The organism is Pseudomonas sp. GW823-FHT04A03, from assembly GCF_058796615.1.
The window spans coordinates 108,218-132,167 of the sequence record NZ_JBXAIV010000004.1 but is presented as its reverse complement, the minus strand read 5'-3'; the positions used below and the strand labels follow the sequence as shown (position 1 = coordinate 132,167).

The window sequence follows — 23,950 nt, the reverse complement described above, 5'->3', positions numbered from 1 at the left end:
GCCCATCATGAGCAGCCCCCTGATCGTTCAACTGGACATGGCAGAATTCTGTGAGGCGGCCGACCTGTCGGACGTCTACGTGATCGAAATCGTCGAACACGGCATCCTCGAACCTCAGGGCGCGCAGCCCAGGGAATGGCGCTTCACCGACTACGAACTGGCCCTGGCCAAACGCGCCGCGAAGCTGCGGCGCGATCTTGACCTGGAATGGGAAGGCGTCGCCCTGGCGCTGGACCTGCTGGAAGAAGTGCAGGAGCTGCGGGCCGAGAACCGCATGCTCCGTCAGCGTCTGGCGCGGCTGGTGGTCGAGTAGCGCTTCAAACCTGTCTGGGCAGCGTCACGCTGAACAGCGTTCCGTCGGCTTCGCTTGAACTGACTTCGATCGCCCCGCCGTGGGCGGTCACCACTTCCTTGACGATGAACAGGCCCAGACCGAGGCTGGTCGACGGCTGGCCGAGTTCTTCGTCGGCACTGCGCACCAATGGATCGAAAATCGTGCCGATGGCCTCTTCGGGGATGGGGTTGCCGTAGTTTTGCACGCTCAGGTGAACGCTTCCCGAATCGCCCCGCAGCGCCACAAGAACTTCCCGCGGGTTTGAACCATGCTGCAAGGCATTGCCGATCAGATTTTGCAGCAATTGATCGATCCGTCCGGCATCCCAGACGCCGCGGGTGTCGCCCTCGGTTTTCAATGTCGGATCACATTCCGGATTGCCGGCGCAGGCTTCGGCGATGGCTGCTCGCGCCGCGTCGGCCAGGTCCATCGGTGCCGGTTCGATCGGCAGGCTTCTGCCCAGGCGGCTGCGCACCAGTTCCAGCAGGTCGCTGACCATCGACGCCATGTGCCGCGCGCCGTGCTTGATGTTCAGCGCGCAGGTCAGCGCATCACCTTCCAGAGCTGTTTTGCGCATCAGCAATTCGGTGGACATGCTGACCGCTTGCAACGGGGCGCGCAGGTCATGGCCGAGAATGGCGAGGAAAATGTCCCGCGAGCGGTTGACCTGCTCGGCGTAGGCAGCCGTCGATTCGGCGAGGGCTTCATCAATGGCTTCATTGAAGCGGATCATGTCCTGAAAGTACGCCATGTCCGGAGACTCCAGACTGCCGACCCACAGGCGAATCACGCAGGCACGCAGGTGGCGGAATTCCGAAGTCATCTGCACCAGATCAAACCCGACGGTATGCCGCAACTCGCCATGGCTGGCACCGGCCTCGTCCAGGCTTGGGGTTTTCTCCGGGCCTTCGCCCTTGGCTTTGGCGATTTGCTCGCGGGCGGTCTGTGCGGTGTCCATGTCGCGCGCGGCGGCCAGCAGAATCGCCCGGGCATGATCGCGCAGCGCTACCCGATCCATGGTGTCGGCCGCCGGGGTGATGGTCCTGGCGAACTGTTCCCACTCCTCGACGATGTGATCCGCGTGTTGCCGGATGAATTCGGATAAACGCATGTCCGGGTTCCTGGAAATTCAAGGCGGGGCGTTCGAATATTAGCCCCTTTGCGCGGGAATGAAAGCGCCGCTCGGGCCTGAAATTTCCGCTGACAAGACGCCGCTGGGCGATACCTATATACCGCCGCCGCCGGGGCGCGTAATGGTCTGCTTTCGCTCCATTTCAAGGAGTGAAACCATGCCCGAAATCCCTGTCACCCGATCTTCACCCGATAACGTTCCCCTCCCGCCTGTTCCGCGCGCAACGCAAAGTCTGCACGCTGATTTCCTGCAGAAGGCCAGCCCGGACTGGCTGGTCACCGCACCGGTTCAGCAGCGGGACGGGTTGAAAAATGCCAATGCCGCCACACCGGATTGGTACAGGCGCGCATCGCGCGAACAACGCAAAGCCGTGGGCGATGCCGTGACCGCCAGCCTCGCCGCCCAGACCCGTCTGGACAAGGCCATGTCGACCTTTCAGGACATCGACAGCTTCGCCGCGCCGTTGCTGACCAAGGCCCTCAAGGACCGCTTCAACGTGACGCTGGACGTCAGCAAGACCTGGCTGGTGCTGAACAAACCGGTGGAGATGGGGATTTTTGCCATCGACATCGATTTCTTTGAAGTCCTGAAGCTGCCCTTGCTGCAAGCGGCGCTGCACAACTTTGAAGCCCGCGAATGTGAAGACGGGGCCTTTCATGAAACTTCGGGATTTCGCACTGAAACCTCGAAACCCGGCACGCTTGCACCGTTGAACACGCACCTGACCGTCGAGCAATTCACCGGCCTGTGTCGTTCGCTGGACATCGGGGCGAAATACCAGGCCTACCTCAAGGATTTCCTGCGCCCCAGGGACGGGGTGGCCGAGCACGTGCTGCGCGATAAATTCATCGACGCCCATAAAACCGCATTGCGTGCGGCTGCGGAGCTGGCCTTGGTCAAGGGTGATATCGGCCGTGAGGACTTCGCCTCGATTCGTTCGATCCTCAACGGTGAGCTGGCACCGCGTCAGGGCCGGCGGCAGATCTGGTTCCGCGATTTGGGCCTGATGGGCCGTCGCATGACCGGCTGCGTGATGTTCACGATCTGCGAGAAGTATCGCTACAGCGACGACGCGATGCTGTACATCCCGGGTGATCCCTACCACCCGCTCAAACGCTACAAGGGGCGGGAAATCGCAACGATGTTCAAGCAGCGGTTCACAGCACCCGATGCGACTCAGGCTCATCCTGCAGACCCCAATAGCTACCAGCGGTTTTTCAGCCAGTTTGTCGCGTATGCCGACCGACCGCGCTACTTCGGCCAGTTCACCGACGACACGCCGAACCGTACGCTCACCCAAAGGCTGGCGCCCTATGAACCGCTGCTCAATGAGTTTTACAAGGCGGCCAATCCACTCAACGCCGCGCTGACCGGTATTCACGAGTTGCCGCCTGCGCCGCCGGTCGAGCAGGTGCCGAACGCGGATCCGTATTTGAACCCGGTTGACCTGTCGCGCAAGGGCGGCGGGATCTGGTCGGACAACATCGATCTGTGGGGTTACCAGTTCGAGCAGCATCGTGATCGGCTGATCGCCGATGCTCGCAGCCACGCGGTGCCCACGGCGGATGTCGACGCCAAAGTGCGCTCGGAGAAGCTCGCAACATTGTTGAACATCGGCATGCTGGTGCTGATGGGCGTCTCGATGTTCGTGCCGGTTTTGGGTGAAGTGATGATGGTGGTGATGGCCGGGCAACTGCTCGAAGAAACCCTTGAAGGCGCCATCGAGTGGAGCGAGGGTGATCGCAAGGCCGCCAAGGCGCATCTGATCGATGTCGCGCAGAACCTGGCGTTGATTGCCTTGATGGCGGGTGCCGGCAAAGGGCTCGCCCGGCTGACCGCCGCCCGATCGACACCGGTCATCGAGAACCTGCACCAGGTGGAAATCCCCGACGGCGCGACCCGCTTGTGGAAGCCTGATCTGAGTGGCTACGAGAGTCCGGTCACACTGGAAGAGAATGCTGCGCCGAATGCGCTGGGGCAGTACGAGTCGGGAGAAAAAACCTGCATCCGCCTCGACGGCAAGACGTATCAGCAGACTTACGACGAGTCGCTCAAAGCCTGGCGCATCCAGCATCCGAGCGATTCGCAGGCCTATCAGCCGCCCCTGACGCACAACGCTGCCGGCGCATGGCGGCATACCCTGGAACGCCCGCAGGACTGGGACCGATTGACGCTGTTGCGGCGTATCGGCCACAGCACTGACCCGTTTTCTGACGAGCAATTATTGACGATGGCCGATGTCGCCGATGTCAGCGACAACGTCTTGCGCAAGATGCACCTGGACAACGCCTTGCCGCCGCCGGAACTGGCGGATGTCATGCAACTGTTCAACGCCGAGCGCGATGCCGGATCGATCGTCGAACAGGCAGCCGGCACTCAGGCAGTCGACAGTCGATTCATGCATCTGTTGCCGCTGCTTCCCGACATGCCGCGCTGGCCGTTCGGGCGCAGGCTGCAGATCTTCGACAGCCCGGATTTCTCGGGGCGGGCAATCGGTTACGGGACGAAACGCGGCGGCAAGGTGCCGATCCGGATCAGCCGGGCCGAGATGCTGAACGGTGAGCTGCCGACCCGGATACTCGCGGTACTTGATGAGGCAGAGACGGTGCGTCTGCTGGGTGGCGAGCCTGCACGGGTTCGCGCATCGAGGGCGCAGGAATTCTCCGGACAGATTGCCGACTACGCCAGCGCGCACCAGCCCGCATTGTTCGACAGTCTTCTCAAGGCAAACGATCCAGTCGACCCTCGGGCGGCGAAGCTGCAACGAGTCGTCCCCGGGTTGACCGGGCGGGAGGCAACGGCTGCATTGGGGCATGCCGATGCCGAAGAGCTGGCACGACTGGACAGCGCCGCGAAGGTCCCGTCGCATTTGCAGGAACTCGGTCGCTGGTATCGCCAGCAGGGACGCCTGACCCGGGCGCTGGCCGGGTTGCGCAGTGAAAACATGGCCTCGCCCGACAGTCGTCATCTCGCGTTGCAGACATTGGGTCGGCTGCCGGGCTGGTCCAATGACGTGCGCCTGGAAATCCGCGAGGGCAGTATCAGCGGCCCGATGCTGGACGCCATCGGCAGCGAATCGGCCTCTGCACACAAGTATCTGGTCAAGTACGGGGACGCTTTTCAGGCCGCCAATGAGCGTGGCGAACCGCTCAACAGTATGCCGGTCAAGGGCGACAACTTTTTCGCCTCGTTGATGCATGCCTTGCCCGATCCGGCACGGCAGGCGCTGGGGCTGCCGCATGTCGGACAGAGCGTCGAGCTGCAGGGTGCGATCGCCGAACGAGCGCTTGCCGAGCGCGGTCAGTCGGCCCTGCTTCTGGGTGCAGGCGCCGCAGAAAAACCATGGTTCAAGCCACCGCAGCGTGTAACCCCCAGGTTGCTCGGTTATCCCGCCAGTGGCGACGGGCCTGGGCCGAACCCGGCGTTGACCGGCCATGTCCAGAGCGTCTACCCGGGTCTGACCGATGTTCAGGCCCGCGGCTTCATTCTCGAGCAATGGCGGCTGGGCAAGACCGACCAACAGATCTTTCATCTGCTCAACAACCGGTTGAGCGAGTGGCGGGAGCTGGAAACAACACTCGATCAATGGCTGATGTCGCAGAATCTGCGTCTGCGCACTGCCCGTGAGGAACTCGGTGGTGTGGTGCAAAACATCAAGGACTGTTGGCGCAACGCACCGTTGGCCGAGCACGATCCGCAAGCGGTCCGCCTGACGTTGGTCAGTGACGCGCCGCTGCCGTCATTGGTTGCGGACTTCTCCCATGTTCGCGAGCTGACGTTGCGCGTTCCGGTGGTGGGCGACACGCTTGCGGCATTTCCCAATGTCGAGAAACTGGCACTGACCGCGAGTGTGGCGGAGTTCGACAAAGTGCTCGCGACGTTGAGGACGCTGCGACACATGACCCGCCTGAGGCTCTCCACACCGATTACCGGGCAAGTGGCGACACGGCTTCGGGAGCTGACCCGGCTCGAAGAGCTGGAGCTGCACTGTTCCTCTGGAGGCATGAACCCGGTGGTGCCCATGACGCTCGACGTCGGCGGCATGCGCCAATTGCGCAGGTTCGAAGTCGGCAGTCCGCAAATGCATCAATGGCCGCGCGGTGTTCTGGACTTGCCACGACTGGAGCGTCTGAACCTGCGATCGACCGCGATCAACACCCTGCCGATGGAAATCTATGAGGGTCATCAAAGGCTGTTGTCCGGCCTGTCGCTGGATTGGTCGAAGTTCCCGCGTCAGGTGTTCAAACCGATCTACGAATTCGTCCGCAGCCAGCCTCGGCATTTGATCGATCTGGACGAGATGGTCGCGGATTACTGCCGCGGTGAACTCAAGCGTTTTGTCGGCATGGAACCGAGTCTGTTCGATGTCCTGAGTACGGGATTCAAGGCTCAATGGCCAGACATCGGCAGCCGCTTCGCTGCGATCGAAACCCTGAGTGAGCAGTTCAGCGAACTCAACCGGCTTGAGCAGTGGGTGGGTTCCGAGCCGACGGCTTTCAACGGTGGCGCTGTACGTTCGGCAGTGGCCGAGGCGCTGAAGACCAGTTGGCGCAGCGGGTTGTTCCAGCGCTATGGCGCGCGCACCGAGAGCCTGTTTTACAACTTGTATGTCAGCCTGCCCAATGATGCCTCGGTGCTGGATATTCTCGGCTCGCCGGTGGACAGTCTGCCGACCCTGTCGGCTGAGGGCTTCACTCATGTCAGAAGTCTGAATCTGGTCGGGTTGCAGGCCCCGGTCGAACAGTTGCGCGGTTTCATCCGCACGTTTCGCGGGGTCGATAACCTCGACCTGAGCCATTGCGGCTTGACCGAACTGCCGCTGGACTCAAGCGATCTGCCGGCACTCGAAACCCTGAACCTGCATGACAACCCGCTGAACAGCATCGATGTGCGCGGGATGAATCGCCTGAAGGCACTGGATCTTAGCGCGACGGCACTGCGCGAATGGCCGGTCGGGGCGGAGTATCTGCCGGAGCTGACCTGGCTGGATCTCAGCAACAGCCAGTTGACCTCGCTGCCGGATGCGTTGCTGACGCGTGACGCGTTGTTGCTCGATACCAGCCTGGTCGGCACGCCGCTGACCGAGCGGGCCAAAGTGTCACTGGCCACCGCACGGCAGCGCATCGAAGAGGCCAGAGGTCTGATGCCGGGATCGCTTCAGCGTTTTGCCCTGGAAGAACCGCGCCATCGCACGCCGCCTGCAGAAAGCGGCTCGGTGATCGCCCGGCGGTTGCTGCCGCTGCCGCCGCTCACGGCAATCGGCGAGGGGGCGGCCGGGTGGGCTGCTCGCGTCCGGCGTTTGCGTCCGAAGTACGACGGCGCGCAGGCGCAGCGGGCAATTGCAAGGATGCGGGGCACCGGGCTGACCGAGGTGCAGATCGGTGCGCGAATCGACGCATGGGAACAGACATTCGAGTCGCTCACGCGGCGTCTGAACGATTGGCTGTTCACCCATGAAACCCGGGGCATGGATTGGGTCGTGTCATCGCGCACTCGTCAGCTCGCCGCACAGCGGATCATCGAATGCTGGCGTGAAGGTACGATTGACTGGAATGGCGTGACTGATCGAGAGCTGAACCTCGACGGTCTGCAAGTCGGCAATCTGCCCGAGCTGACTGAAGCGTTTCCTGCGGTGAGCACCCTGAATCTGGCGGGGGTCAAGCTTTCCACCGATGGCTCCAGTGCTTTCATCAAGGCATTCACGCAGGTGCGAAGGCTCAACCTCAGCGGCAACCATTTGCCGGCAATCCCTGAGCCTGTCGGGCAAATGCGTCAGTTGGAACGACTGGAACTGTCACTCACCGGCCTCGCCGATTCCGCAGCGCTGGATCAAGCGCTTGAGGGGCTGCAGCAGTTGCAGTGGCTGGACCTGAGCCATAACGGCCTGCGCACATTCAGCGTCACTCGTCTCGGGCGACTGGAACGGCTGGACCTGCGTGACAACCTGCTCACGGCATGGCCGGAAGGCGTTCTGCAAGCGCCCCGTCTGCGAGTGATCGATCTAAGCAACAACGAAATCTCGTCGATTCCCGTCGAGTTGTACGACCGCGACCATGCGTTGTTGCTTGCCGGCAGCAATCTGTCGGAGAACTACGAGATATCGCAGCAAAGTCTGATGCGCCTGCGTGAGTATGCCGATGCCCATGGGCGTCGCGATGTGTTGGGCCTGACGTATGCCGATATCGACCGGATGATCGATGACATGGAGAGTACGACCGAAAGCGATGACGAAGGCGCGGGTACAGAGAGTGATGCAGAACCGGATGAAGTGGTTCCGACGCTCGCTGAAAGCGTCCTCGAACAACAAGCCGCGCCCTGGATCGAAAACATCCCGCAAGAGGACGCCGCACGTTATCGGGCCATGTGGCAGCGGTTGGCCGCCGAGTCTGACAACGGGGCGTTCTTCCATCTGCTCTCACGGATGCCGGACACCGAAGAGTTCCGGGTGTTTCGCGCCGACCTGACCCGGCGCGTGTGGGAAGTTGTCGAGGCGGCTGATGGCAGTCAGGAGCTGCGCGACACGCTGTTTTCCATGGCGACCACGCACACGACATGCGTCGATGGCCGCACCCTGGCGCTCAGTGAAATTGAGGTCAAGGTGTTCGAGTACAACGCCTTGCGACATTTGCAGCCCGGCCTCGCGGCGAAGGGGCGCGCCTTGCTCGACTTGTCGCGGCAGCTGTTCCGCCTGGGCGAGGTGGAAAAACTGGCCGCTCGCAGCATGGGCCGTCACGCCGATCCGGCGGAAGTGCGACTGCAATACCGGATCGGTCTGACTTCAGGCTGGGAGGACGGTCTGCAACTGCCGGGGCAACCCAGCCACATGCGATTTGCCCGGCCGATCAGGGGCGAGGAGCTGGCGACCGCGCGTGACGCCGTCGTGAAGGCGGAAAAAGGCGAGCGGTTCTATGAAGAACTGATCAGCCGCGATTACTGGGTGCAGTACCTGACCGAGAAGTACCCGGATGAACTCGGCGCACTCAAGCGCAGCGCGGATGAAAAGCTGCAACGACTTGAGGACGAATATGAGGACGTGACCAGCACGGCGTACCAGGAGGCGGTACAGGCGCTCGAGATCGAGCGTGGTATCGAGCGCAATCAGCAACTGATTGCCCTGTCGCACCTGGAAACCGGCGAGCCGGTGACGGTCGGGCTCGACGATGAGCAGCCTGGCACTTCAGGTTATCTGATGGACACCTCAACCCGCTGAAGTGTCGGCAGTCCCGGTCGTCGGAAGCCTCGACGACCGGGGCACTGACTCAGAACAGAAAGTAACGCTGCGCCATCGGCAGGGTTTCGGCCGGTTCACACCAGAGCAATACGCCGTCGGCCTTGACCTGATAGGTCTGCGGGTCGACGTCGATGTTCGGCAGGTAATCATTGTGGATCAGGTCGGTTTTCTGCACGTCGCGGCAGCCTTTGACCACCGCGATTTTCTTCTTCAGACCCAACGCTTCGGGCAGTCCCGACGCCTGCGCCGCCTGACTGATGAAGGTCAGGCTGGTGGCATGCAGCGAGCCGCCGTAACTGGCGAACATCGGGCGGTAGTGCACCGGTTGCGGTGTCGGGATCGACGCGTTGGCGTCGCCCATCAGACTCGCGGCGATGGCGCCGCCCTTGAGGATCAGCGTCGGTTTCACGCCGAAGAACGCCGGGCGCCACAGCACCAAGTCGGCCCATTTACCGACTTCCACCGAACCCACTTCATGGCTGATGCCATGGGTGATCGCCGGGTTGATCGTGTACTTGGCGATGTAGCGTTTGGCGCGGAAGTTGTCGTTGCCTTCGCCGTCCAGGGGTAACGGGCCTCGCTGCTTTTTCATCTTGTCGGCGGTCTGCCAGGTGCGCGTGATGACTTCGCCGACGCGGCCCATGGCCTGGCTGTCGGAGCTGATCATCGAGAACGCGCCGAGGTCGTGGAGGATGTCTTCGGCGGCAATCGTTTCGCGGCGGATGCGGCTTTCGGCGAACGCCACGTCTTCGGCGATGCTCGGGTCGAGGTGGTGGCAGACCATCAACATGTCGAGGTGTTCGTCGATGGTATTGCGGGTGAACGGCCGGGTCGGGTTGGTCGAGCTTGGCAGCACGTTGGCGAAACCGCAGGCCTTGATGATGTCCGGCGCATGGCCGCCACCTGCACCTTCGGTGTGATAGGTGTGGATGGTCCGGCCCTTGAACGCGCCGAGGGTGGTTTCGACGAAGCCGGACTCGTTGAGGGTGTCGGTGTGAATTGCCACCTGCACGTCGTACTGGTCGGCGACGCTCAGGCAGTTGTCGATGCTCGCCGGGGTGGTGCCCCAGTCTTCGTGCAGCTTGAGGCCGATGGCGCCGGCCTTGACCTGTTCGATCAGCGGCTCCGGCAGGCTGGCGTTGCCCTTGCCGGTGAGGCCGATGTTCATCGGGAACGCATCCGCCGCCTGGAGCATCCGCGCCAGGTGCCACGGCCCCGAAGTGCAGGTGGTGGCGTTGGTGCCTGTGGCCGGGCCGGTGCCGCCGCCGATCATGGTGGTGACGCCGCTCATCAGCGCCTCTTCGATCTGCTGCGGGCAAATGAAGTGGATGTGGGTATCGATGCCGCCGGCGGTGAGGATCATGCCTTCGCCGGCGATCACTTCGCTGCTGGCGCCGATGGCGATGGTCACGCCGGGCTGCACGTCCGGGTTTCCGGCCTTGCCGATCGCGGCGATGCGTCCGTCCTTGAGGCCGACGTCGGCTTTGACGATGCCCCAGTGATCGATGATCAACGCGTTGGTGATGACGGTGTCGACCACTTCGGCCGCCAGCAACTGGCTCTGGCCCTGGCCGTCACGGATCACTTTGCCGCCGCCGAATTTCACTTCTTCGCCGTAGGTGGTGAAGTCCTGTTCGACCTCGATCCACAGCTCGGTGTCGGCCAGGCGTACCTTGTCGCCGACGGTGGGGCCGAACATGTCGGCGTAGGCTTGTCTGGAAATCTTCATTCGTTCGCCTTGGTATTGATCGTTCCCACGCTCTGCGTGGGAATGCCGCCATGGACGCTCTGCGTCCGCCGTTATGTGACGCGGAGCGTCACGGGATGCATTCCCACGCAGAGCGTGGGAACGATCAGTCAGTCGAGGTCACCCATGACCCGCCCGGCAAACCCGAACACCCGCCGGTGCCCGGCGTAATCCACCAGTTCCACCTCGCGGCTCTGGCCCGGTTCGAAGCGCACGGCCGTGCCCGCCGGAATGTTCAGGCGCATGCCACGGCTGGCGGCGCGGTCGAAGGTCAGGGCGTCGTTGGTTTCGAAAAAGTGGTAGTGCGAGCCGACCTGGATCGGCCGGTCGCCGCTGTTCGCCACTTTCAGGCTGACAGTGCGACGACCGACGTTGAGTTCGATGTCGCCGGGCTGGATCCGGTATTCGCCGGGAATCATCAGTTCGCTCCTTGCAGGACTTTGTAATAGAGGGCCGTCGGGCGATAGGTGCCGTTCGGGTCGCAGGCGTAGTCGGGGATTTCCCCGGCGCGGGTGTAACCCAGGGCCTTGTAGAAATCTTCGGCGGGGGAGCCGGCCTCGGTGTCGAGGTAAAGCATGCCGCGCTTGTATTGGCGGGCCGCCAGCTCAAGCGCTTCCATCAACTGCTGGCCGAGGCCGCGCCGCCGGGCGTGTTCGCGCACCAGCAGTTTCTGCACCTCGGCGCGGTTCAGGCCGTTGGCCTTCTGGCACAGGCTCAACTGGACGCTGGCCTGCACCTGTTCGTCCTTGACCACCACCCACAGCAAGACGTTGCCCTTGTTCAGGTTGTCCTGCACATCGTCGAAATAAGCGCGGGCCTGTGTGGCATCGAGATCGGCCATGAAGCCGACGCTGGCGCCATAACCCACGGCGTCGAGCAGCAGGTCGATCAGGCCCTGACGATAGTGCGCAAAACTTTCAGCATTGACGCGTCGCAGTTGGGCGGGGTTCATCGGTGTCACTCCTTGTGGGCGGGCGGCGGCTCCGCGCCAGGATTGAGGGTCAGTTGCATGAAGGTCAGGTCGAGCCAGCGGCCGAACTTGGTGCCGACTTGCGGCATCTGCCCGGTGGTGATGAAACCGGCGCGCTCGTGCAGACGAATCGACGCGGCGTTGCCGCTCTCGATGGCGGCGACCATGACGTGCTTGCCGCAGGTTTTCGCGCGTTCGATCAGCGCGGTCATCAGTTGCGGGCCGAGCCCGTTGCCGCGCTGGTCGCTGCGCACGTAGACCGAGTGTTCGACTGTGTGGCGGAAACCTTCGAACGGTCGCCAGTCACCGAACGAAGCGTAGCCAAGGGTGGTGTTGTCGGCGTCGACGATCACCAGGATCGGATAACCCTGGGCCTGACGGGCGCTGAACCACGCCTGACGGTTACCGAGGTCGACGGCGGATTCATTCCAGATCGCCGTGGTGTTGAGCACGGCGTCGTTGTAGATGTCGCGGATCGCCGGCAGGTCGGCGTGCAGTGCATCGCGGATGGTGTAAGTCATGGCGCGGCCTCAGACGATCGGTTGGTGGACGGTGACCAGTTTGGTGCCGTCGGGGAACGTCGCTTCGACCTGGATCTCCGGGATCATTTCCGGGATGCCTTCCATCACCTGATCGCGGGTCAGCAGGGTGGTGCCGTAGTGCATCAGCTCGGCCACGGTCTGGCCGTCACGGGCGCCTTCGAGCAGCGCCGCCGAGATATAGGCCATGGCTTCCGGGTAATTGAGCTTCACGCCACGGGCCAGTCGCCGCTCGGCAACGAGGCCGGCGGTGAAGATCAGCAGCTTGTCTTTTTCGCGTGGGGTCAGGTCCATCGTTTGAAATCCATTGTCGGCAGTTGAAGAAAATCAGGTATTCCAGATTCGGGGGGGCAGGGCTTCGCGGCCGAGCAACACAGGCCTGAGCAATCGCCACAATTCAATAAGCCACGCTCGCGCCAGCAACGCTTCACTGGCCAGGCAGCGCGCGATCAAAAGACCGGGCAATTGCGTCAGATCCCCGCGCACGTCGTGGCCCAGCGAGCGGCAGCGCTCCAGCAATTCAGCATCGACTTCACCGGTGACCAGCAACGTCGCAAACACCGGATTGCCATCCAGCCCGATCGGTGAATCGAGCAAGCCGTCATCGCCGACGATGCGCTGGCGCTCATGCCACAACAACCGCCCATCACGGCGAATATCCAGATGCGCCTGGAAATGCCCAAGGTCGAAGCGCTCGCCACTGGCCGGACGACCTAACGCCACCACGTCCCAGTAGAACAGTCGCGCATCGCCCTCAAGCTCAATCGAGGTCGTGAGTTCAGCCAGGGCGGCGCTGTAGACGATGGTCTCCTGAGGTAGCCATTCCAGTGTCGCGCCATCGGCGACATGCAGGTTCAGCGACTGATAAGCGGGCCCCGCCGCGCGATACCACTTGGCCGCGCCGGGGCTGGTGATCTGTGCCCAGGCGCCTTGTTCGACGCGGGCGCTGATGTCCAGCCGGTCGCCGCCGGCGATCCCGCCCGGCGGGTGGACGATGATGTGCTGGCAGACCTCGGGCCCTTCGGCGTAAAGATGCTTTTGCACCCGCAACGGGCCGAGGTGCCGGCGTCGGGTCGGCCGCGTGCAGTCGCCGAAGCGGGCGTAGGCAAGCTCGAGCTCGGCATGCCAACTCGGGATAAACAGGGCAGTCGCTAAAGGTAAGTTCATGTTTTCTGATTATCGTTAGGACGCTACAGATTAGACCGTAACCTCAAATAGTCACCAGCCCGCGTACACCTTCGGCTTCCATATTTTCGCCCCGGCCCTGCTGCACGATCTCGCCCCGGGACATCACCAGGTACTGATCGGCCAGTTCGGCGGCGAAATCGTAGAACTGCTCCACCAGCAGAATCGCCATGTCGCCACGGGCCGCGAGCTTCTTGATCACTGCTCCGATTTCCTTGATCACCGACGGCTGGATGCCTTCGGTGGGCTCGTCGAGGATCAGCAGCCGCGGGCGGCTGGCCAGTGCGCGGCCAATCGCGAGTTGCTGTTGCTGACCGCCGGACAGATCGCCGCCGCGTCGTTGCTTCATTTGCAGCAGCACCGGGAACAGCTCGTAGATGAACGCGGGAACTTCCTTGGCTTCGCTGCCGGGGAATCGCGACAGACCCATCAGCAGGTTTTCTTCCACGGTCAGCCGGCCGAAAATCTCCCGGCCCTGCGGCACGTAGGCGATCCCTGCGTGCACCCGTTGATGCGGCTTGAACGTGGTGATCGGTTTGCCTTCCCAGTTCACCGCGCCTTCCTTGGCCGGCAACAGGCCCATCAGGCATTTGAGCAACGTGGTCTTGCCCACGCCGTTACGCCCGAGCAGGCAGGTCACTTCGCCGACCTTCACGTCAAAGCTCAGACCGCGCAGGATGTGGCTACCGCCGTAGTACTGGTGCAGCTTGTCGACTTGCAGCATGTTCAATTCCTCTTCAGCGGCCGAGATAGACTTCGATCACGCGCTCGTTGTCCTGCACCTGTTCCAGTGATCCTTCGGCCAGCACGCTGCCCTGATGCAACACCGTGACGTGGTCGGCAATCGAGCCGACGAAGCCCATGTCGTGTTCCACCACCATCAGCGAATGCTTGCCCGCGAGCGACTTGAACAGCTCGGCGGTGAACTCGGTTTCGGCGTCGGTCATGCCTGCCACTGGCTCATCGAGCAGCAGCAATTGCGGGTCCTGCATCAGCAACATGCCGATTTCCAGAAACTGTTTCTGCCCGTGGGACAGCAGCCCCGCCGGGCGATTGACCGAAGTGGTCAGGCGAATGGTGTCGAGCACTTCGCTGATCCGGTCTTTCTGTTCGCCGCTCAACTTTGCCCGCAGGCTGGCCCACACCGACTTGTCGGTTTTCTGCGCCAACTCCAGGTTCTCGAACACGCTCAGTGCTTCGAACACCGTCGGCTTCTGGAACTTGCGACCGATGCCGGCCTGGGCGATCTGCACTTCGCTCATCTGCGTCAGGTCGAGGGTTTCGCCGAACCACGCCTTGCCGTGGCTCGGGCGAGTCTTGCCGGTGATCACGTCCATCAGTGTGGTCTTGCCCGCGCCGTTGGGGCCGATGATGCAACGCAGTTCGCCGACGCCGATGTACAGGTTCAGGTTGTTCAGCGCCCGGAAGCCGTCGAAGCTGACGCTGATGTCTTCCAGGGTCAGGATCGTGCCGTGACGGGTGTCGAGGCCTGGCCCGACGCGTTGCCCGAGGCCGATCGAGTCGCGGCTGGTGCCTTCGTCCTTGTTGGGCTCCACCGGGAAAAAGGCCGGTTCCAGCATGAATTCTGCGCTCGCCGTGACTCTCATGATTCACCTCGTTTCTTCAGCAGACCGATCACGCCTTTGGGCAGGTACAACGTCACGACGATGAACAGCGCGCCGAGGAAGAACAGCCAGTATTCGGGGAACGCCACGGTGAACCAGCTCTTCATGCCGTTGACCACACCGGCGCCGAGCAGCGGGCCGATCAGCGTGCCGCGCCCGCCAAGGGCCACCCACACGGCGGCCTCGATCGAGTTGGTCGGCGACATTTCGCTCGGGTTGATGATCCCCACCTGCGGCACGTACAGCGCGCCGGCCAGACCACACAACACCGCGCTCAATACCCAGACGAACAGCTTGAAACCGCGCGGATCGTAGCCGCAGAACATCAGGCGATTCTCCGCATCGCGCAGGGCAGTCAGCACCCGGCCGAACTTGCTGCGGGCCAGGCGCCAGCCGATGAACAGGCTCGCCACCAGCAACAGTACCGTCGCCAGAAACAGCACCGCGCGAGTGCCGGGTTCGGTGATGCCGAAACCGAGGATCGTGCGGAAATTGGTGAAGCCGTTGTTGCCGCCGAAGCCGGTTTCGTTGCGGAAAAACAGCAGCATCCCGGCGAAGGTCAGGGCCTGGGTCATGATCGAGAAATACACGCCTTTGATCCGCGAACGGAAGGCGAAGAAACCGAACACCAGCGCCAGCAATCCCGGGGCCAACACCACCAGGCACATGGCCCAGAGGAAGTTGCCGGTGCCGCTCCAGTACCACGGCAATTCGGTCCACGACAGGAAGGTCATGAACGCCGGCAAGCCATCACCGGCGGCCTGACGCATCAAATACATGCCCATCGCATAACCGCCGAGGGCGAAGAACAGACCGTGGCCCAGCGACAGCAGACCGGCGTAACCCCAGACCAGATCCAGCGCCAGGGCGACGATGGCGTAGCAGAGAATCTTGCCGACCAGCGTCAGGGTGTAGGCCGAAACGTGCAGCGCACTGTCCGCCGGCAACAGCGACAGCAGCGGCAGGGCGATCAGCAAGGCGAGGACGACCGCGCCGACGGCGAGCGTGACTTTGGGGCCGGCCTTTTGTGTGGCCGTGACTAGTAGAGGCTGGTTCATCAGTCGATCACCCGTCCTTTCAGTGCGAAGAGGCCTTGCGGACGTTTCTGGATGAACAGAATGATCAGCGCGAGGATCAGGATCTTGCCGAGCACCGCACCGATCTGCGGTTCGAGAATCTTGTTGGCGATGCCCAGGCCGAATGCGGCGAACACGCTGCCGGCCAGTTGGCCGACGCCGCCGAGCACCACCACCAGGAATGAGTCGATGATGTAGCTCTGGCCGAGGTCAGGGCCGACGTTACCAATCTGGCTCAGCGCCACGCCGCCGAGTCCGGCGATTCCCGAGCCGAGGCCGAAGGCGAGCATGTCGACGCGCCCGGTGGGTACGCCGCAGCAGGCGGCCATGTTGCGGTTCTGGGTGACGGCGCGCACGTTCAGACCGAGGCGGGTCTTGTTCAGCAGCAGCCAGGTCAGCACCACCACAAACAGCGCGAAGGCGATGATCACGATGCGGTTGTACGGCAGCACCAGATTCGGCAACACCTGAATCCCGCCGGACAGCCACGCCGGGTTCGCCACTTCAACGTTCTGCGCACCGAACACCAGACGCACCAGCTGAATCAGCATCAGGCTGATGCCCCAGGTGGCGAGCAGGGTTTCCAGTGGGCGACCGTAGAGGTGACGGATCACCGTGCGCTCCAGGGCCATGCCGATGGCGGCGGTGACGAAGAACGCCACCGGCAGCGCGATCAGTGGATAGAACTCGATGGCATTCGGCGCGTAGCGCTGGAACATCAGCTGCACGACGTAGGTCGAGTAGGCGCCGAGCATCAGCATCTCGCCGTGGGCCATGTTGATCACGCCGAGCAGGCCGAAAGTGATCGCCAGCCCCAGCGCCGCGAGCAACAGAATCGAGCCGAGGGACATGCCGCTGAAGGCCTGGCCGAGCAGTTCGCCGACCAGCAGTTTGCGCTTGACCTGGGCGAGGCTGGTTTCGGCGGCGGTGCGCACGTTGGCATCGGTTTCGACGCCGGATTCGAGCAGGCCTTCGAGACGAGTGCGGGCCAGCGGGTCGCCGGTTTCACCAAGTAGACGCACGGCCGCGAGGCGCACTGCCGGGTCGGTGTCGACCAGTTGCAGATTGGCCAGCGCCAGGCTCAAGGCGGCGTGGACGCTTTCGTCTTGTTCGCCAGCCAGTTGCTGGTCGAGAAATTTCAGCTGCGCCGGTTTGGCGCTTTTCTGCAATTGCTGCGCGGCGGTCAGACGGGTTTTGGCGTCGGCGGCGAGCAATTGGTGGCTGGCCAGTGCGGTGTCGATCAGACCCCGCAGGCGGTTGTTCAGGCGCAGGGTCTTGGGTTGGCCGTCGACGGTCAGTTCGCCTTGTTGCAGGGCGTTGATCAGTTCGACACGGGCCGGATCGGGCTGCGCGGCCCAGGCTTCCAGCAATTTGGCTTGTTGCGTGGGGGTGGCGGCGACGAAGTCTTCGGCGTCGCTGGCATAGGCGGCCATCGGCAGCAAAAGTGCGAGGGCCAAGAGGAAGCGGTATAGGGCAGTGGGCATAGTCAGTCGCCTTGACGCGGACATTGTGGGAGCGAGCTTGCTCGCGAAAACGGTCTGACATTCACCATCGATGTCGACTGTCAGGGCCCTTTCGCGAGCAAGCTCGCCCCCACAGGGATTTGTACCCGCCTCAAGTATCGAGGCGGGCATCCAATGGCTCAGTTGCTCTTCACCGCATACTCCGGCTTCTTGTCGTTACCCGGAATGAACGGGCTCCAAGGCTGCGCCCGAATCGGCCCCTCGGTCTGCCACACCACGTTGAACTGACCGTCGCTCTGGATCTCGCCGATCATCACCGGTTTGTGCAGGTGGTGGTTGGTCTTGTCCATGGTCAGGGTGTAGCCGGACGGCGCGGCGAAGGTCTGGCCGCCGAGGGCTTCGCGGACTTTGTCGACGTCGGTCGACTTGGCTTTCTCCGCCGCTTGCGCCCACATGTGGATGCCGACGTAAGTGGCCTCCATCGGGTCGTTGGTCACCGCTTTGTCGGCGCCCGGCAGGTTGTGTTTCTTCGCGTAGGCCTTCCAGTCGGCGACGAATTTCTTGTTCGCCGGGTTATCCACCGACTCGAAGTAGTTCCACGCCGCGAGGTTGCCCACCAGCGGCTTGGTGTCGATGCCGCGCAGTTCTTCTTCACCCACCGAGAACGCCACCACCGGGACATCGGTAGCCTTCAGGCCCTGGTTGGCCAGCTCTTTGTAGAACGGCACGTTGGAGTCGCCATTCACGGTCGAGATCACAGCGGTCTTGCCGCCGGCCGAGAACTTTTTGATGTTGGCGACGATGGTTTGATAGTCGCTATGACCGAACGGGGTGTAGACCTCTTCGATGTCTTTATCCGCGACGCCTTTGGAGTGCAGGAACGAACGCAGGATCTTGTTGGTGGTGCGCGGGTACACATAGTCGGTGCCGAGCAGGAAGTAACGCTTGGCGCTGCCGCCTTCTTCGCTCATCAGGTACTCAACCGCCGGGATCGCTTGCTGGTTTGGTGCGGCGCCGGTGTAGAACACGTTCGGCGACATCTCTTCACCTTCGTATTGCACCGGGTAGAACAGCAGGCCGTTGAGTTCTTCGAACACCGGCAGCACCGATTTGCGTGACACCGAGGTCCAGCAACCGAACACCACCGCGACCTTGTCCTGGGTCAGCAACTGCCGGCCCTTTTCCGCGAACAGCGGCCAGTTCGACGCCGGGTCGACCACCACCGGTTCGAGCATCTTGCCGTTCACCCCGCCCTTGGCGTTGATCTCGTCGATGGTCATCAACGCCATGTCCTTGAGCGACGTTTCGGAGATCGCCATGGTGCCGGACAACGAATGCAGAATCCCGACCTTGATGGTCTCGGCGGCCTGTACGGTCCAGGTCATGCCCATCGCGGCAATGGATGCCGTGAGTGTGAAAGCCTTGATCAAACTGCGACGCTTCATTGTGCGATCTCCATGAACGTTAAAGTTTTTTAGGTTGGCAGATGCGAACGACTGAAGGGTGTTTTGCAAGGGCTGTGCCCGGTCGGGTTCGGGCAGGGAAATGTCGGTTTAGAGCGGTTGCGCGCCGCGTCGGCGCACCACGAGGGGACGTGTTGCATGCAAAGGTGCAGCGGGGTGCGCCAGATTGGGGCGCACCCGGAGGATTCAGCGGCGGCGCATCAGGCCGATGAAGAACAGGCCGCCGAGGGCTGCGGTGGCGACGCCGATGGGCAGGTCTTCAGGGGCGATCAGTGTGCGTGCGGCGACATCCACCCAGACAAGGAAAACGCTGCCGAGCAACACGCACACCGGCAGCAAGCGCCGATGCTCGGCACCGATCAGGCGCCGGGCAATGTGCGGCACCATCAGCCCGACAAACCCGATGGAGCCGCTGATCGACACCAGCACCCCGGTCATCAGCGAGGCGATTACAAATACCCGCAGACGCACCGCCCGGGCATTCAGGCCGAGGGTGACGGCAGTCTGTTCGCCGGCCATCAAGGCGTTCAGCGGACGGGCCATGCCGATCAGCAGAATCAGTCCGAGCAACACGCTGAGCGCCGGCACCGCCAACAACTCCCAACGCGCCAGACCGAGGCCGCCGAGCATCCAGAACATCACCGCCGAACTGGCCCGGTGATCGCCCATGAACAGCAGCAGATTAGCGATCGCCATCATCACGAACGACACTGCCACGCCACACAGCAGCAGGCGATCACTGTCCAGCCGACCCTGGCGGTTGGCGATGCCCAGCACCAGAAACATGCTCAGCAATGCGCCGATGAACGCGGCAATCGGCAAGGTCAGCAGGCCGACGATTTCACCAACATGCAGCACCACGATCACTGCGCCGAGGGTCGCGCCGGAGGTGACGCCGAGCAGGTGCGGGTCGGCCAGAGGGTTGCGCGTCACCGCTTGCAGCACCGCACCGATCAACGCCAGTCCGGCCCCGACCAGCGCGCCGAGCAACATGCGCGGCACACGGATCAGCCAGACGATGTGTTCCTGGCCGGCGCTCCAGTCCGGCACGCCGAGGCCGAACAGTTTGTGCAGCAGAATCCGCCACACCACGTCCACCGGCACCCGCGCCGGGCCGAAACCGAGCGACACCACGCACGACACCAGCAGCACCGCGCCGAGGGCAATCAGCAGCCAGCCGTAACGACGATTGATCATTCGCCGTGGAAACCTTTGGCCAGGGTTTCAACCGCCAGCACGTTGTCGATCCCCGGCGTGGCCTGCACGTAAGGGATGACGATGAAGCGCTGGTTCTTGATCGCGTCCACCGATTGCAGCGCCTTGTTCTTCAGCAGGAATTCAATCTTCTGCTCGGCGGTGATTTCGCTGTAGTCGACGATCACGATCACCTGCGGATTGCGCTCGACCACGGTCTCCCAGTTGACCCGGGTCCAACTCGCTTCGACGTCATCGAGAACGTTGCGCCCGCCGGCGGCGTCGATCAGCGCTTGCGGCATGCCGAGGCGGCCGGAGGTCATGGCGCGGTCTTCGCCGCTGTCGTACAGGAACACCCGTGGTTTCTCGGCGGGCAGGTCTTTGCGGACTTCGGCGACCTGACTTTGCATGTCGGCGATCAGCGCGTTGGCGCGATCCTGCACGTCGAAGATCTTTCCGAGGTTGCGCAGGTCGTTGTAAGTGTCGTCCAGCGTGGCGGCCGGGCGCTTCATCACGAAGGCGCAGGATTCGGTCAGCTCATAGACGTTGATGCCCAGAGGTTGCAGGGTCTGCGGCGTGAGATCGCCACCGACGCGCATGCCGTAGTCCCAGCCGGCGAAGAAGAAATCGACGTTGGCGTTGAGCAGGGTTTCCACCGACGGGTACTTGGCCGCCAGTTCCGGCAGACCGTCGAGCAGGCTCTGCATTTCAGGCGTTACCGACTTCCAGCCACTGACGCCGCTGTAGCCGGCCATCTTCGACTTGAGGCCGAGGGCGAGCATCATCTGGGTCATGTTGATGTCGTGACTGACCGCGTGCTTCGGCGCTTCCTTGAAGGTGACTTCACGGTTGCAGCTCTGGATCGTCAGCGGGTACTTGGTGGCCTCGGCGAAGGCTTGGGTGGTGCCCAGCAACAGAGCGAGGCAAAGCAGGGAGCGCACAGTCATGGTCGGGTTATCCAGGTGATTCGCGGGTAGCCGTGGAGGGGGTGTGGATCGATCAATGCTTCGACGCCGAACACGTCGCGCAGCAGTTCAACAGTGAGCACTTGTTGCGGCGTGCCGCTGGCGACGATGCGACCGTGGTTGATCACATACAAACGGTCGCAGAACGCGGCGGCCAGGTTCAGGTCGTGGATGCTGGCCAGCGTGCCGATCTGCAAACGCTTGACCAGTTGCAGCAGTTCCAGCTGATAGCGCGGGTCGAGGTGGTTGGTCGGCTCGTCGAGGATCAGCAGTTGCGGTTGCTGGGTCAGGGCGCGGGCGAGGATCACTCGCTGTTTTTCACCGCCGGACAGGGTAGCGAACGCGTGGTCTTCGAAGCCGTCGAGGCCCACGGATTTGAGGGCCTGGGTGGCGAGATTGCGGTCTTCCAGCGTGTCGCCATCGAACAGGCCTTTGTGCGGCGTGCGGCCCATGGCGACCACTTCTTCGACGGTCAGGCCGAAGGCGTCGGGAAATTCCTGCAGCACCACGGCGATGCGTTGTGCGCACCAGCGTGAGGATTGCTTCCAGACGTTGTGGTGCTCGAGTCTGACCTCACCGTGTTCCGGCTGGCTGAAACGGTAGGCGCAGCGCAACAGGCTGGTCTTGCCGCTGCCATTGGGCCCGATCAGCCCGACGAACTCACCGGCGGCCACTTGCAACGAGGCGTCACGCAGCTGGAACTGGTGATGGCAGTGGCCGTGGCCCAAAGGGGACCATTTCAGGTTGGTGAGGGTCAGTGAAGTCATGCATCTCTCTTGAAAACTATGGTGCGGCGGATACCGCTTTCGCGAGCAAGCTCGCTCCCACAGGATCTGCACAATCCCTGTGGGAGCGAGCTTGCTCGCGAATGGGGCCTTGAATCAAAAGGTGTAGTCAGCGGTGACAAAGAACGAACGAGGCTCACCCAGAATCCACTGCTGGCCCTCATTGTATTGGCTTTGCGCGTACGTCCGGTCAAACAGATTGTTCACCTGCAACCCCAGCGTGGTGTTGCGCAGGGCTTGCCACGACAGCGTTGCATCGACCACGGTGTAACTCGGCAGCTCGTTGCGGTTGGCCATGTCGGCGTAGCGCGCATCGACGTAACGCACACCAGCGCCGGCCTTCAGGTCATCGGTCAGCGCCTTGCTCAGCCACAGATTGGCGGTGCGCCGCGGCACGTCCACCGGGCGATTGCCATTGCGTGACACCGGCACGCCGCCGACCACTTCTTCGAAATCGTCGTACTTGGCTTTGACGATCGCCGCGTTGGCTTGCAGTTGCCAGGCGTGTGGCAGTTGCAGATCGAGGCTGGCTTCCAGCCCGTTCGACGATTGCTGGCCGACCTGCTGCTTGAGCGTCGGGTTGCCCGGATCGTCGGTCAGCAACTTCTTCTTCACGATGCGATACGCCGCCAGCGTGAACTCGCCACGCTGATCCCAGAACAGTTGCTTCATGCCGATCTCGGTTTGCCGGGCGGTCGACAGGTCATATTGCTGCTGGCTCGGGCTCAGGGAAATCAGACCGCCGATGCCATCGGTGCTGGTGGCGACCTGGCCGTAGAACGAGGTGTCCTGCGTCAGCGCGAACACCAGCCCGGCCTTCCAGTTGTTGCCGGTCAGGGTCTTGTCGCTCTGGCTACCGTCGACCAGGTTGTTGCGATCCACATGTACGTAGTCGCGGCGCACACCGGTCACCAGCGACCAGCGCTCGCTCAGTTGCGTGCGGTTTTCGGCGAACACCGACATCTGTCTGGTGGTGCTGTCGAACTGATCGCGATACGGGTTGGCGCTCTCGAAATAACCGGTTTGTGGGTGATACAGATCCAGCGGCTGGCCGTTCGGCAATACGTCGTTGAATGGCGAGTTGCTGTCGAGCTGGAAGCGGATGCGGTTGTAATCGACGCCGGTTACGGTCTGGCTGTCGAGGCCGAACAGCGAGTGCTTGAAGGTAAAAGTCTGACGGTCGCCGACCTGTTCCTGTTTGTGCCCAATACCGAAGTAGCCGCTGCGGCTGAGTTGTTGGCTGTCGGCGTCGAAGTTGTAGTTCTCGGCGTTCTGCCAGCGGCGTTGGGCCTTGAGGTAGTACAGCTCGTTGCTGGCGCTGACCGCGTCGTTGATCTGCCAGTCCGTGGTCAGGCGCGTCCACTGATCGTTGTAGTGCTGCTTGTCGTCGCGCACGTTGTAGTTCTTGTTGCGCAGGCTGTCTTTCAACTGGCCGTTGATCAGTGGCGTGCCGAAATAGTTCTGCGGGCGCTGATCGCCGTAATCGTGGGCGAGTGTGAAGGTCAGATCGTCGGTGGGCTGCCAGCGCAGGGCGGCGCTGATGAAGTCGCTGGATGAATCGCCGCGATCGACCCAGCCGTTGCTGCGCAGACGGTTGAGGTTGAGGCGATAGCTCAGGGTGTCGGTCAGCGAACCGCCGCTGTCGAACGCCTGCTGCTGGCGGTCGAACGAGCCGTAACCGACCCGCACGTGGTTTTCGATTTCGCCTTCGAACGGCTTCTTCGGGATCACGTTGACCACCGCGCCGGTCGCGCCTTCGCCGTACAGCACCGAGGCCGGGCCGCGCAGCACGTCGACGCGCTCCACCGACCAGGTGTCGACCGGAAACGTCACGGTGCCCATGCCGGTGTACATGCGGTTGCCGTCATACAACTGCATCACCGAACTCTGCCCGGTAAAACCCCGGGCCTGTAATGAAGTGCCGCCATCGCCCGGCGTGCCGGTGCGGCTGATGCCGGTGCTGCGCGACACCGCGTCCTGCACGCTGCGATCGCCACGTGCGCGGACTTGCTCGCCGCTCAGGCTTTCGACGCTGGCCGGGGTTTCCATGGCCGTGAGGTTCAGACGCGAGCCGGCGCTGGTCGGCGTGGTCAGGCTGACGGTCGGGTCGTCATTGGCCGGGGCGGTGATGGTGCCGGTGGGCAGCGTCAGCGGGGCGTTGTCGGCGTGGGCGCTGTTGTTCAGGGCGAACAGACAGAGGCTGGACAAGAGGTACTTGTTCATCGGGGCGGTGAATCACTT

The 23,950-nt window shown here is 62.7% G+C and carries 18 protein-coding genes; 2 read left to right on the top strand and 16 right to left on the bottom strand.

Annotated features, from left to right (window positions below; translation table 11 throughout):
- Window positions 1-7: 7 nt before the first annotated feature.
- Window positions 8-313, top strand: coding sequence for a chaperone modulator CbpM (locus AC1Q9F_RS13250; RefSeq protein ID WP_007950609.1), 306 nt, complete (start codon window positions 8-10; stop codon window positions 311-313).
- 4 nt (window positions 314-317) lie between these two features.
- On the opposite strand, the gene AC1Q9F_RS13245 is transcribed toward AC1Q9F_RS13250, so the two are convergent.
- A complete protein-coding gene (locus AC1Q9F_RS13245; RefSeq protein ID WP_492620138.1) occupies window positions 318-1,445 on the bottom strand; it encodes a sensor histidine kinase in 1,128 nt (375 codons plus the stop codon).
- Between the two features lie 178 nt (window positions 1,446-1,623).
- Here AC1Q9F_RS13245 and AC1Q9F_RS13240 point away from each other — a divergent pair, with 178 nt between their 5' ends.
- Window positions 1,624-8,676, top strand: a complete 7,053-nt coding sequence (locus tag AC1Q9F_RS13240) for an NEL-type E3 ubiquitin ligase domain-containing protein (RefSeq protein ID WP_492620139.1) — start codon at window positions 1,624-1,626, stop codon at window positions 8,674-8,676.
- Window positions 8,677-8,725: 49 nt separating this feature from the next.
- Here AC1Q9F_RS13240 and ureC read toward each other — a convergent pair whose 3' ends face one another.
- The 15 genes from ureC to AC1Q9F_RS13165 form a co-directional block, all read right to left on the bottom strand.
- Complete coding sequence (gene ureC, locus AC1Q9F_RS13235; RefSeq protein WP_492620140.1) at window positions 8,726-10,426, bottom strand: urease subunit alpha; 1,701 nt, start codon at window positions 10,424-10,426, stop codon at window positions 8,726-8,728.
- 128 nt (window positions 10,427-10,554) lie between these two features.
- Window positions 10,555-10,863: an urease subunit beta gene (locus AC1Q9F_RS13230; RefSeq protein ID WP_127796780.1), complete on the bottom strand. Its 309-nt coding sequence runs from the start codon at window positions 10,861-10,863 to the stop codon at window positions 10,555-10,557.
- Window positions 10,863-11,396 carry a GNAT family N-acetyltransferase gene (locus AC1Q9F_RS13225; RefSeq protein WP_262159149.1) on the bottom strand — a complete coding sequence of 178 codons (534 nt, stop codon included), beginning with the start codon at window positions 11,394-11,396 and terminating at the stop codon, window positions 10,863-10,865. Before AC1Q9F_RS13225 ends, AC1Q9F_RS13230 begins: the two co-directional genes overlap by 1 nt.
- Window positions 11,397-11,401: 5 nt before the next feature.
- Window positions 11,402-11,935: a GNAT family N-acetyltransferase gene (locus AC1Q9F_RS13220; RefSeq protein ID WP_492620141.1), complete on the bottom strand. Its 534-nt coding sequence runs from the start codon at window positions 11,933-11,935 to the stop codon at window positions 11,402-11,404.
- Between the two features lie 9 nt (window positions 11,936-11,944).
- The gene (gene ureA, locus AC1Q9F_RS13215; RefSeq protein WP_039766748.1) at window positions 11,945-12,247 is read right to left on the bottom strand and encodes an urease subunit gamma; all 303 of its coding nucleotides are present in this window, start codon (window positions 12,245-12,247) and stop codon (window positions 11,945-11,947) included.
- 33 nt (window positions 12,248-12,280) lie between these two features.
- Window positions 12,281-13,120 (bottom strand): urease accessory protein UreD, encoded by an 840-nt coding sequence (locus AC1Q9F_RS13210; protein WP_492620142.1) that lies wholly within the window; start codon window positions 13,118-13,120, stop codon window positions 12,281-12,283.
- A gap of 43 nt (window positions 13,121-13,163) precedes the next feature.
- A complete protein-coding gene (gene urtE / locus AC1Q9F_RS13205; RefSeq protein ID WP_007950600.1) occupies window positions 13,164-13,862 on the bottom strand; it encodes an urea ABC transporter ATP-binding subunit UrtE in 699 nt (232 codons plus the stop codon).
- 13 nt (window positions 13,863-13,875) lie between these two features.
- The gene (gene urtD, locus AC1Q9F_RS13200) at window positions 13,876-14,745 is read right to left on the bottom strand and encodes an urea ABC transporter ATP-binding protein UrtD (RefSeq protein ID WP_007950599.1); all 870 of its coding nucleotides are present in this window, start codon (window positions 14,743-14,745) and stop codon (window positions 13,876-13,878) included.
- A complete protein-coding gene (urtC, locus tag AC1Q9F_RS13195; protein WP_007950598.1) occupies window positions 14,742-15,821 on the bottom strand; it encodes an urea ABC transporter permease subunit UrtC in 1,080 nt (359 codons plus the stop codon). Before urtC ends, urtD begins: the two co-directional genes overlap by 4 nt.
- Window positions 15,821-17,323: an urea ABC transporter permease subunit UrtB gene (urtB, locus tag AC1Q9F_RS13190; protein WP_492620143.1), complete on the bottom strand. Its 1,503-nt coding sequence runs from the start codon at window positions 17,321-17,323 to the stop codon at window positions 15,821-15,823. Before urtB ends, urtC begins: the two co-directional genes overlap by 1 nt.
- Window positions 17,324-17,481: 158 nt before the next feature.
- Window positions 17,482-18,747, bottom strand: coding sequence for an urea ABC transporter substrate-binding protein (urtA, locus tag AC1Q9F_RS13185; protein WP_007950596.1), 1,266 nt, complete (start codon window positions 18,745-18,747; stop codon window positions 17,482-17,484).
- Between the two features lie 204 nt (window positions 18,748-18,951).
- A complete protein-coding gene (locus AC1Q9F_RS13180) occupies window positions 18,952-19,962 on the bottom strand; it encodes a FecCD family ABC transporter permease (RefSeq protein WP_085609224.1) in 1,011 nt (336 codons plus the stop codon).
- Window positions 19,959-20,906 carry an ABC transporter substrate-binding protein gene (locus AC1Q9F_RS13175; RefSeq protein ID WP_492620144.1) on the bottom strand — a complete coding sequence of 316 codons (948 nt, stop codon included), beginning with the start codon at window positions 20,904-20,906 and terminating at the stop codon, window positions 19,959-19,961. The genes AC1Q9F_RS13180 and AC1Q9F_RS13175 overlap by 4 nt, the downstream gene beginning before the upstream one ends.
- Window positions 20,903-21,691, bottom strand: a complete 789-nt coding sequence (locus tag AC1Q9F_RS13170) for an ABC transporter ATP-binding protein (RefSeq protein ID WP_492620145.1) — start codon at window positions 21,689-21,691, stop codon at window positions 20,903-20,905. Before AC1Q9F_RS13170 ends, AC1Q9F_RS13175 begins: the two co-directional genes overlap by 4 nt.
- A gap of 114 nt (window positions 21,692-21,805) precedes the next feature.
- On the bottom strand, window positions 21,806-23,932 hold the full coding sequence (locus tag AC1Q9F_RS13165; protein ID WP_492620146.1) for a TonB-dependent receptor: 2,127 nt from the start codon (window positions 23,930-23,932) through the stop codon (window positions 21,806-21,808).
- Between the last annotated feature and the right edge of the window lie 18 nt (window positions 23,933-23,950).